General features: G+C 72.0%; 9 protein-coding genes. 3 read left to right on the top strand and 6 right to left on the bottom strand.

Annotated elements, in window-relative coordinates:
* Positions 1 to 218: 218 nt before the first annotated feature.
* Genes AB0J53_RS40400 through AB0J53_RS40380 form a run of 5 tightly spaced genes read right to left on the bottom strand, consistent with a single transcriptional unit; the run spans position 219 to position 4,875 of the window.
* Positions 219 to 1,505, bottom strand: coding sequence for an ABC transporter substrate-binding protein (locus tag AB0J53_RS40400; RefSeq protein ID WP_364182421.1), 1,287 nt, complete (start codon positions 1,503 to 1,505; stop codon positions 219 to 221).
* 4 nt (positions 1,506 to 1,509) lie between these two features.
* Positions 1,510 to 2,529, bottom strand: coding sequence for a branched-chain amino acid ABC transporter permease (locus AB0J53_RS40395; protein WP_364182418.1), 1,020 nt, complete (start codon positions 2,527 to 2,529; stop codon positions 1,510 to 1,512).
* Positions 2,526 to 3,407 (bottom strand): branched-chain amino acid ABC transporter permease, encoded by an 882-nt coding sequence (locus AB0J53_RS40390; protein WP_364182415.1) that lies wholly within the window; start codon positions 3,405 to 3,407, stop codon positions 2,526 to 2,528. Before AB0J53_RS40390 ends, AB0J53_RS40395 begins: the two co-directional genes overlap by 4 nt.
* A 2-nt stretch (positions 3,408 to 3,409) precedes the next feature.
* Positions 3,410 to 4,120: an ABC transporter ATP-binding protein gene (locus AB0J53_RS40385; RefSeq protein WP_364182412.1), complete on the bottom strand. Its 711-nt coding sequence runs from the start codon at positions 4,118 to 4,120 to the stop codon at positions 3,410 to 3,412.
* Positions 4,117 to 4,875, bottom strand: a complete 759-nt coding sequence (locus tag AB0J53_RS40380) for an ABC transporter ATP-binding protein (RefSeq protein ID WP_364182409.1) — start codon at positions 4,873 to 4,875, stop codon at positions 4,117 to 4,119. Before AB0J53_RS40380 ends, AB0J53_RS40385 begins: the two co-directional genes overlap by 4 nt.
* 191 nt (positions 4,876 to 5,066) lie before the next feature.
* Here AB0J53_RS40380 and AB0J53_RS40375 point away from each other — a divergent pair, with 191 nt between their 5' ends.
* Genes AB0J53_RS40375 through AB0J53_RS40365 form a run of 3 tightly spaced genes read left to right on the top strand, consistent with a single transcriptional unit; the run spans position 5,067 to position 8,846 of the window.
* Positions 5,067 to 6,437 (top strand): helix-turn-helix domain-containing protein, encoded by a 1,371-nt coding sequence (locus tag AB0J53_RS40375; protein ID WP_364182406.1) that lies wholly within the window; start codon positions 5,067 to 5,069, stop codon positions 6,435 to 6,437.
* Positions 6,434 to 7,921, top strand: coding sequence for a long-chain fatty acid--CoA ligase (locus tag AB0J53_RS40370; RefSeq protein ID WP_219508401.1), 1,488 nt, complete (start codon positions 6,434 to 6,436; stop codon positions 7,919 to 7,921). The genes AB0J53_RS40375 and AB0J53_RS40370 overlap by 4 nt, the downstream gene beginning before the upstream one ends.
* Before the next feature lie 10 nt (positions 7,922 to 7,931).
* On the top strand, positions 7,932 to 8,846 hold the full coding sequence (locus AB0J53_RS40365; protein WP_364182403.1) for a rhamnogalacturonan acetylesterase: 915 nt from the start codon (positions 7,932 to 7,934) through the stop codon (positions 8,844 to 8,846).
* On the opposite strand, the gene AB0J53_RS40360 is transcribed toward AB0J53_RS40365, so the two are convergent.
* A complete protein-coding gene (locus AB0J53_RS40360) occupies positions 8,843 to 9,469 on the bottom strand; it encodes a TetR family transcriptional regulator (RefSeq protein ID WP_219508399.1) in 627 nt (208 codons plus the stop codon). The two genes, AB0J53_RS40365 and AB0J53_RS40360, sit on opposite strands and share 4 nt — an antisense overlap.
* Positions 9,470 to 9,485 lie beyond the last annotated feature (16 nt).

The following is a 9,485-nucleotide window of genomic DNA, read 5'->3' as shown; positions in this document are numbered from 1 at the left end:
GACCTCAGCAACCGGAGACCGTCACCACCACACAGCCAATCTGAAACGAAACACACCTCATGTGGTGTCCCGAATACTCACGGTCAGCTCACTAGCGCCCCGCGGCCGTCATCCCGTGGCCTGGTCCTGACTGCGCTGACCAGGCCGACCGGCTCGACGCCGTCACCCGCCCGGGGCCGCCGCCCCCGGAGGGAAGACGGCGGCCCTGGCTCGAAGCGTCAGCCGGTGAGCGGGCCGAACTCCTTGCGGGTGTCGATCACCTCGCCGAACAGCTCCCACCGCTCGCCCTTGAACCGCATGAGCTGCAGCGACTCGATCGGGAAGCCGTCACCCTGCCCGGTCTCCAGCTTCACGCCGGGCAGCAGCATGTCCACCTGAATCCCCTGCAGGTTGCGGACCGAGTCGCGCAGCCCCTCGCGCGTGGGGCACTTGGCGGCCTCCATCGCCTTGTGGAAGCTGCTGGCCACGGCCCAGCCGAAGGCGTGGTAGGGCACCTGCGGGTCGGCGTCGGGCGCGTACTGCTGCATCTTGGCCTTGTAGAGCTTCATCTCGGCGTCGTCGGCCCAGGTGGGGTCGACGGGGTCCTTGTAGTAGGTCGCGGAGACGACGCCCTGCACGTTCTCGAAGCCGACGGGCTTGAGCACGGTGATGGAGGCGGCGACGTTGTTGACGATGTGCAGCGGGTTCCAGGCGGTGTTCTTGGCGTCGGCGGCGAGCGCCTGGGAGCCGAACTTGGGCGTGGTGACGTTGAGGAACACGTCGGCCTTGGATTCGGCCAGGTTGCGCATCTGCGGGTCCACGGTCGGGTCGGAGACCTCGTAGCTCTGCTCGGCCACGATCGTGACGCCGGTGCCGGCGATGGCGTTCTTGAAGCCGCCGAGCAGGTCCTTGCCGAAGTCGTCGTTCTGGTAGAGGACGGCGACCTTGGCGTCCGGGTGCTCCTGCTTGAGGAACTGGGCGTAGACGCGGGCTTCGGAGACGTAGTTGGGCTGCCAGCCGATGGTCCACGGGTGCGCGGTGTCGGTGCCCCACACGGACGCGCCGGTGGCGACGAAGACCTGCGGGACCTTCTGCTGGTTGGTGTAGTCCCAGGTCGCGGTGGTGGACGGGGTGCCGAGCGTCTGGAAGAGGGCGAACACCTGCTCCTGCTCGACCAGCCGGCGGGCCTCCTCGACGGCCTTGGGCGGCTGGTAGCCGTCGTCGCGCACGACGAACTCGACCTTGCGCCCGCCGATGCCGCCCTTCTCGGCGTTGACGTAGTCGAAGTAGGCCTTGATGCCCTTGGGGATGGCGCCGTAGGCGGACGCGGGACCCGACAGCGGGTAGATGCCGCCGAGCTTGAGCGTGGTGTCGGTGATGCCGGTGGTCTGCTGGCCGGCGCACTGGCCGCCCGTGGCGCCCGTGGCCTGGGCGTCTCCGCCGCCGCTGTCCCGCCCTCCGCAGGCCGCCGCGGCGATCAGCAGGGTGGCCGTCACCGCCGTGCGGCCGATCGCAGATAAACGCATGCCGTTACCCCTTCCGGAGGGTCTTCTTGATCGAGTTCGCGGCGCGTCCGGCCAGCCCGGCCAGCCCGGTCGGCGCGACGTACATGACCGCGATGATGAGGAGGCCGAAGATGACGCCGGGCGCGGCCTCGTTGACGTCCTGGGAGATGCTCGGCACGAACATCACGAACAGTGCGCCGAGCACCGGGCCGGACAGCGACCCGAGCCCGCCGACGACGAGCCCGGCCAGCAGGGTGATCGACAGGTTGACCACGAACGAGTCGGGCGAGACGAACCCGATCACCCACGTGTAGAGGCACCCGGCGATCCCGGCGAACATCGCGCTCCACGCGAAGGCCAGCGTCTTGTAGTACGCCGGCCGCACGCCCATGACCTCGGCCGCGGCCTCGTCGTCGCGGACGGCGTGCAGGGCCCGCCCGACCCGGGACCGCAGCAGGCTCGCGGCCAGCAGGAACGCGGCGACGGTGACGGCCAGGGCGAGGAAGTACAGCCACTGGTCCTCGGCGAGCCCGCTCCACGCGGGCGGGGCGGGCTTGGCCAGCGACAGCCCCATCGAGCCGCCGGTGACCTCCTCGAACCGCTTGAGCAGCGGCACCAGGAAGATCGCGATGGCCAGCGTGACCAGGGCCAGGTAGAGCCCGCGCAGCCGCATCGCGGGCACCCCGAACGCCAGTCCGAGCACGAACGCGACCAGGGCGGCGGCGGGCAGGGTCAGCGGGTAGGGCGCGTCCCACCGGTCGAGCAGGATCGCCGCGGTGTAGGCGCCGACGGCGAAGAACGCGCCGTGCCCCAGGGAGATCTGCCCGGCGTGCCCGACGAGCAGGTTCAGCCCGAGCAGCGCCACGGCGTAGATCAGCACCATGGTGAGCTGGAAGACGTGGAACGGCACGAGCTGGAAGGGCGCGTAGACGGCCGCCGCCAGCAGCGCCGCCGCCGCGGCCCACCGCCACCGGGTCGCCGCCGGGCGGGCCGGGGCCTGCTCGCGGGCGGTCGTACGGTCGCTCACCTGCGTCGACTCGCTCATGCCCGCTCCACCACCGCTCGCCCGAACAGGCCCTGGGGCCGCAGCAGCAGGACGCCGAGGATGATCGCCAGCGGCACGCCGACCTTGAGGTCGGGCCCGATGGCGCTGACGTACGCGCCGGCCAGGGTCTCGGCCACGCCCACGACGAGCCCGCCGACGACGGCGCCGAGCGGGCTGTCGAAGCCGCCGAGCGTGGCGGCGGCGAAGGCGTAGATGAGGACGCCGCCCATCATGTTCGGCTCCAGGAACAGCAGCGGCGCGACGAGCACGCCGGACACGGCGCCGACGGTGGCGGCCAGCCCCCAGCCGAGCGCGAGCGTCCAGCCGACGCGGATGCCGACGAGCCGCGCCGAGTCGGGGTTGGCCGACACCGCCCGCATGCCCAGCCCGATCTTGGTGTGCTGGAACAGCAGGTAGAGCAGCCCCATGACGACCCCCACGACGGCCAGGACGCCGAGCGTGGAGAAGGCCACGCTGATCCCGCCCACGTGCAGCGCGCCGCCCGGGAACGGGTTGGGGAAGTCCTTGATGAGGAACGTCCAGATCCAGCCGGCGGCGGCGTTGACGAAGATGAACAGCCCCACGGTGACGATGACCACGGTCAGCTCGGGCGCGCCCTCGACCGGCCGGATGATCACCCGTTCGACGAGCATGCCGCCCGCGAACGACACGGCCAGCGCGAGCACCAGCGACAGCCAGAACGGCACGCCCGCGGCGGTGAACTGCCAGGCGATGTAGGCCGAGAACATGGCCAGCTCGCCCTGGGCGAAGTTGACGATCCCGGTGAACCGGTAGATGAGCACGAGCGCGAGGGCGAGGCTGGCGTAGATGGCGCCGGTGCCGAGCCCCACGATGACCTGTTGCAGGAATCCGGCCATGGCTAGACCCGGTATCCGAGGTAGGACTGGGCGACCTGCTCGTCGGCCCGGATGTCGGCCGCGGTGCCCGACAGCACGATCCTGCCGGTCTCCAGGACGTGCGCCTGCTGGGCGACGCCGAGGGCGAGATGGGCGTTCTGCTCGACGACGACCACGGTGGTCCGCTCCTGTTCGTTGACGGCCCGCACGATGTGGAACAGCTCCCTGGTGACGAGCGGGGCCAGGCCCAGGGAGGGCTCGTCCAGCAGGAGCAGCCGGGGGCGCAGCATGAGCGCCCGGCCGAGCGCGAGCATCTGCTGCTCGCCGCCGCTGAGGCTGCCCGCCGCCTGCCTGAGCCGGGGTTTCAGCGCGGGGAAGTAGGTGTAGACGCGCTCCAGGTCGGCCTCCACGCCGGTGCGCCGGACGTACGCGCCGAGCCGGAGGTTCTCCTCGACGGTGAGCTGGGTGAACGTGCCGCGCCCCTCCGGGACGTGGGCGACGCCCAGGCGGGCGAGCGCGTCGGGCGGGCGGCCGAGCAGTTCGGCGCCGTCGAGCCGGACGCTGCCGCGTCCCTTGACCATGCCCGACAGGGCGCGCAGCAGGGTCGTCTTGCCGGCGCCGTTGGGGCCGAGGATCGCGCAGATCTCGCCCTCGCCCACGGTGAGGCTCACGCCGTGCAGCACCTGCGCGCCGCCGTACCCGGCGTGCAGGTCGTGGACCGTCAGCTCGCTCATACCGCCGTCCCCAGGTAGGCCTCGATGACGCCGGGGTCGCGCTGCACCTGCTCGGGCGGCCCTTCGGCGATCTTCCTGCCGAAGTCGAGGCAGACGATCCGCTCGCAGGTGCCCATGACGAAGCCCATGTGGTGCTCGACGACGACCACGGTCAGGTCGTGTTCGTCGCGCAGCGCGCTCAGCGTGCCGGCGAACTCCTCGACCTCGGCCGAGTTGAGCCCGTTGACGGGCTCGTCGAGCAGCAGCAGCCGGGGCCGGCCGATGAGCGCCCTGGCCAGCTCGACCCGTTTGAGCGTGCCGAACGGCAGCCCGGCCGCCGGGTGGTCGGCGACGTGGGACAGGGAGAGGCGTTCCAGCACGGCGTCGGCCTCGGCGCGCAGCCCGCGTTCCTCGCCGCGCACGCCGGGCAGCCGCAGCGCCGCCGTCAGGAAGCCGGCGCGGCCCCGGTGGTGCGCGCCGACCATGACGTTGTCGCGTACGGAGATGCGGGGGAACAGGCCGAGGTTCTGGAAGGTCCTGGCGATGCCGAGTGCCGCGATGGCGTGCGGCGGCACCGCCAGGAGGTCCTCGCCCTCGTGGCGGACCGTTCCCCCGTCGGCGTCGCAGCGCCGGGTGAGGCAGTTGAACAGGGTGGTCTTGCCGGCGCCGTTCGGTCCGATCAGCCCCACCATCTCGCCGGCGGCGACGGAGAAGCCGACGCCGTCCAGCGCGGTGATGCCTCCGAAGCGGACCGTGAGATCGTGTACTTCCAGCATCCGGCCTCCTGGGGCGCAGCGAGCGGAAGATTGTTCTGCAATTGGGGTCAGCGTAGGATCCGGCCGTCTATGACCGCATTGGGCACGGTGACCCAACCTGCGCCGCGAAGGTTGTCGTCGGAGCACAGGCTCTGTCTCGGACCGGTCACAACCCGTTGACCGCGCCGCTACCGGCATGGATCATCCCGGGCATGTCCAGTGCTTCCGGCATGGAGACGTTCACCGGCGCCGGGCCTGTCCGCGCCGAGCGCGCGCGCATCCTCGCCGAGCTGCTCGCCGACCTCGACGACCTGGCCGACACGGCGGTGGCCGCCATGCGGGCCGAGATCCCCGCCTACGCGGCCCGGACCCCCGAGTTCCTGGCCGACGTGCGCGACCAGGTGATGCGCCACTACGGCAGCAAGCTCGCCGTCCTCCTGGAGGAGCGGACGGTGACGCCGGACGACGTCGCCCACACCCGGCAGGCCGCCATGCGCCGGGCCAGGGCCGGGCTCCCGCTGGCCGACTACATCAACGCCTTCCGCGTCGGCCAGCAGGTCTTCTGGGAGTCGGTGCTGGCCAGGGCAGGACGCTCGTTCGCCGGCCACGAGGCCGCGCTGTCGCTGGCCGCGATGGTCATGCGCTACTGCGACTTCGCCAGCACGCACGCCGCCAACGCCTACATGGAGTTCCAGCAGTACGCCGCCGCCGAGGCGGTGCGCGAGAGCCGCGACCTGCTGGAGACGCTGCTGGCCGGGGCGATGCCGACGCGCGGACCGCAGCTCGCCGCCGCCCAGGCGCACGGCCTGGCGCCCGAGTCGCGCACGCCGCTGCTCGTGGTCGTGGCCGTCGTGCTCGGGTTGCGCACGGCCGTGCCGAGAGGGCCCGACCGGGGCGCCGACGCCCGGCACGCGGCCTGCGCGGCCATCGCCAGGTCCGGCGGCCCCGGCGGGCGGACGCTGTCGGTGGTGCGGCAGTCGGAGATCGTGGCCATCCCGGTGCTCGGCCCCGGCGGCGACGCCGGCGAGCTGTGCGACCGGCTCCAGGCGGTGCGCGAGACGCTGCTGGCCGAGGGCATCGTGCTGGCGATGGGCATCAGCACCGTCGGCGCGGGCACCGCCCAGATCCCGCAGGCCTACCAGGAGGCCCGCGCGGTGCTCGACTTCCTGCCCGAGGGCGGCGGCGTGGCCGCGCTCCCCCGGATCACCGCGTTCCAGTATCTGGCGCTGCGCGCCGACGACACCGCGCGCCACCTGGTCGATCCGCGCATCACCGCGCTGCTGGACGAGGACCGGGCACGCGGCGGCGTGCTTACCGCGACGATCCGCGCCTTCGCCGCCGCCGACCTCAACCTGCGCACCGCCGCCGAACGGCTGCAGATCCACCCCAACACCGCGCAGTACAGGCTGCGCCGCATCCAGGAGCGCACCGGGCTCAGCCTGCGCCGCATCGACGACCTCGTCGAGCTGCTGGTCGCCATCGCCCTCCAGGACGCGCTGCCCCCCACCAATCCCGACGGGAAAAGACTGGCCACCGCGACCAATGAGGACCGAGGGGCACCCGGCGTACGGTCGTTGCCATGAACCTCGCCGACCGGCTCCACAGGTCCGCCGAGCGACTCGGCGAACGGACGGTCGTCACGCTGGACGAGACACGGCTCAGCTACGCCGCGCTCGACCTGATGACCGCGCGGATCGCGACACTGCTGCGGCAGCGCGGCGTCGGGCCCGGCGACCGCGTGGCGATCATGCTGCCGAACGTGCCGGAGTTCGCCGCCGTCTACTACGGGGTGCTGCGGGTCGGGGCCGTGGTGGTCCCGCTCGACCCGCTGCTGAGAAAGCGTGAGATCGCCTCGTACGTGGGCGACTGCCAGGCCCGGCTGCTGATCGCCTGGCACGCGTTCGCCGAGACCGCCGAGGCGGGCACCGCCGGCACCCGCACCGACCTGTTCTTCGTCGTCCCCGACGAGTTCCGCCGGCTGCTGCGCGGCCTGCCGCCGCAGGAGGGCGTCGTCCCGCGCGACGACGGCGAGACCGCGGTGATCCACTACACGGCGGGCACCACCGGCCGGGCCAAGGGCATCGAGCTCACCCACGGCAACCTGGGCGGCAACGCCGCCACCGTGGCCCGCATGCACGCGCTCGGCGTCGACGACGTGGTGCTGGGGGCGCTGCCGCTCTACCACTCCTTCGGCCAGACCTGTTCGCTCAACGCGACCGTGCACGCGGGCGCGCGGCTGACGCTGATGCGCCGCTTCGAGGCGGGCCGGGCGCTGGAGGTGATCCGCCGCGACGGGGTGACGGTGCTGCAGGGCGTGCCGACCATGTACATCGCGCTGCTCGACCATCCGGGCGTCTCCGACCTGTCGCTGCTGCGGGTCTGCGTCTCCGGCGGCGCCCCGCTCCCGGTGGACGTGCTGCGCGCCTTCGAGACCCGCTACGGCTGCCGCATCGTCGAGGGGTACGGGCTCAGCGAGACCTCGGCGCTGGCCGCCACGAACCGCAGCGGCGACGGCCGCCGCCCCGGCTCGGTCGGCTGGCCGGTGCGCGGCATCGAGATGCGGGTCGTGGACGAGGACGGCCACGAGGTGCCGTGCGGCGAGGTGGGCGAGATCGTCATCCGCGGCCCGAACGTGATGAAGGGCTACTGGAACAATCCAGCGGCCACGGCGGAGGCCATCCGGGGTGGCTGGTTTCATACCGGGGACCTCGGAAGGGTCGACGGGGATGGTTTTTTCTTCCTGGTGGACAGACGACGCGATGTGATCATCCGCGGGGGCTATACCGTGTACTCTCGCGAGGTGGAGGAGGTCCTCTACGAGCACCCGGCCGTCAGGCAGGCCGCGGTGATCGGGGTCCCCCACCCCGAGCTCGGAGAGGAGATCGCCGCCGTGGTGGCCTTGCGGATGCCTGTCGATGCCGAGACGCTGCGCGCGTTCGTCCGCGAACGGGTGGCGGCCTACAAATACCCCCGGCACGTCTCGTTCGTGGACGAGCTGCCGGTTACCCCGACCGGCAAGATCCTCAAGCGCGCCATCGCCCTGCCACTCAGCACAGGCGGGCGATAAAAGGGACCCCGTGACACCGATCATCCGCATCTTCGACGTCGACCCGGGACACTATGACGTGTCCGTCGTGATCGGTGGCGCGACCACACACGTGCTGGCCGAGGCCCGCCGGCTGATGGCGATCGCCTCGCCCGGCGACGGCCCGGCGCGGCACGCGTTCACCGTCAACGTCCGCACGCCGGAGAGCCAGCAGAACGGCTACGACGGCGACGGCTGTCCGGGGCTGACGCTGACGTTCACCGGCCCGGCCCCGGAGGTGCGCGCGATCGAGCTGGCGCGCACCCGCGGCCGGGCGCTGTTCCTGGCGGGCGACTCCACGGTCACCGACCAGGCGACCGCCCCCTACACCGGGTGGGGTCAGCGGCTGCCTCGCCACTTCGGGCGCGGCCTGTCGGTGGTCAACCATTCGGGGTCGGGTGAGAGCTCGGCGTCGTTCCTGGCCAATCCGGCGATGTGGGCGGAGATGCGCGACCAGCTCTGCCCCGGTGACGTGGCGCTGGTGCAGTTCGGCCACAACGACAAGCAGACCAGCGCCGTCGAGTTCCGCTCCAACCTGACGCGGATCGTGCACGGCATCGAGGCCAGGGGCGCGACGCCGGTGCTGGTGACGCCGGTCGTGCGGCGCCGTTTCACCGGCTCCCGGCTGGACCTCGACGGGCTGATCGTCAACGGGCTGGGCGTGGACCTGCCGGCGGAGACGCGCACGGTGGCGGCGGCGCAGGGCGTGGCGCTCATCGACCTCACCCGCGACAGCCGTGAGCTGGTCGAGTCGCTGGGCCCGGAGGAGTCGAAGTCGCTCTACCTGTCGCGGGAGAAGCAGGACGACACCCACACCTCCGAGCACGGCGCTTCGGTCTTCGCCGACCTGGTCGCGACCGCCCTCAACAAGCTGGCGCTGCTCCCGGCCACCCACTGGGCGGCCTAGGCTCCCGACCTGAGCAGCCGCAGCGCCCCGTTGGACAGCGCGACGAGCACGTCGAGCACCTCCTCGACGTCGGGGTAGCGGCCTTCGAGGTGGCCGAGCGCCAGCGCGTTGGTGGCCGCGTTGACGCCTTCGGCGATCATCTCCAGGCGTCGCCGGTCGCGCTCGTCGTCGGCGGTGTAGCCGAGCGCGGCCAGGTCGGCGGCGTGGTGGTCGCGGTAGGCGGCCGCCGTCTCGATGGCGAACTCGCGCAGCGGCGAGGCCGGGTCGTGGCGGGCCCGCTGGAGGATGCGCAGCAGCTCGGGGTGGCGGCAGATGGCCTCGATCGGGATGCGGAAGGCCTCGCGGTGCCGTTCGGCGTCGTGGGTCTCGCGCGCCTGCCGCCGGACCTCGCGCATGGACCGGCGCAGCCGTTCGCCGCCCTCGTCGCCGAGCGAGCGCAGCAGGTCCTGCTTGTCCTTGAAGTGGACGTAGAAGGTGGACTGGGCGATGCCCGCGGCCTTGGCGACCTTGAGGGTGGTCAGTCCGGCCTCGCCCTCCTTGTCGAGGATCGCCAGCGCCGCCCGGATCAGCCTGCGCCTGGTCAGGTCCTTGGCCTCGCTCCTGGTGAGCGGTGTGTGGGTCACGGGCACCTCCGGCGAC

The organism is Nonomuraea sp. NPDC049725 (assembly GCF_040674795.1).
GTDB lineage: Bacteria > Actinomycetota > Actinomycetes > Streptosporangiales > Streptosporangiaceae > Nonomuraea > Nonomuraea ceibae.
Note: the sequence above shows the minus strand (reverse complement) of the source record. Positions and strands in the feature narration are given on the sequence as shown.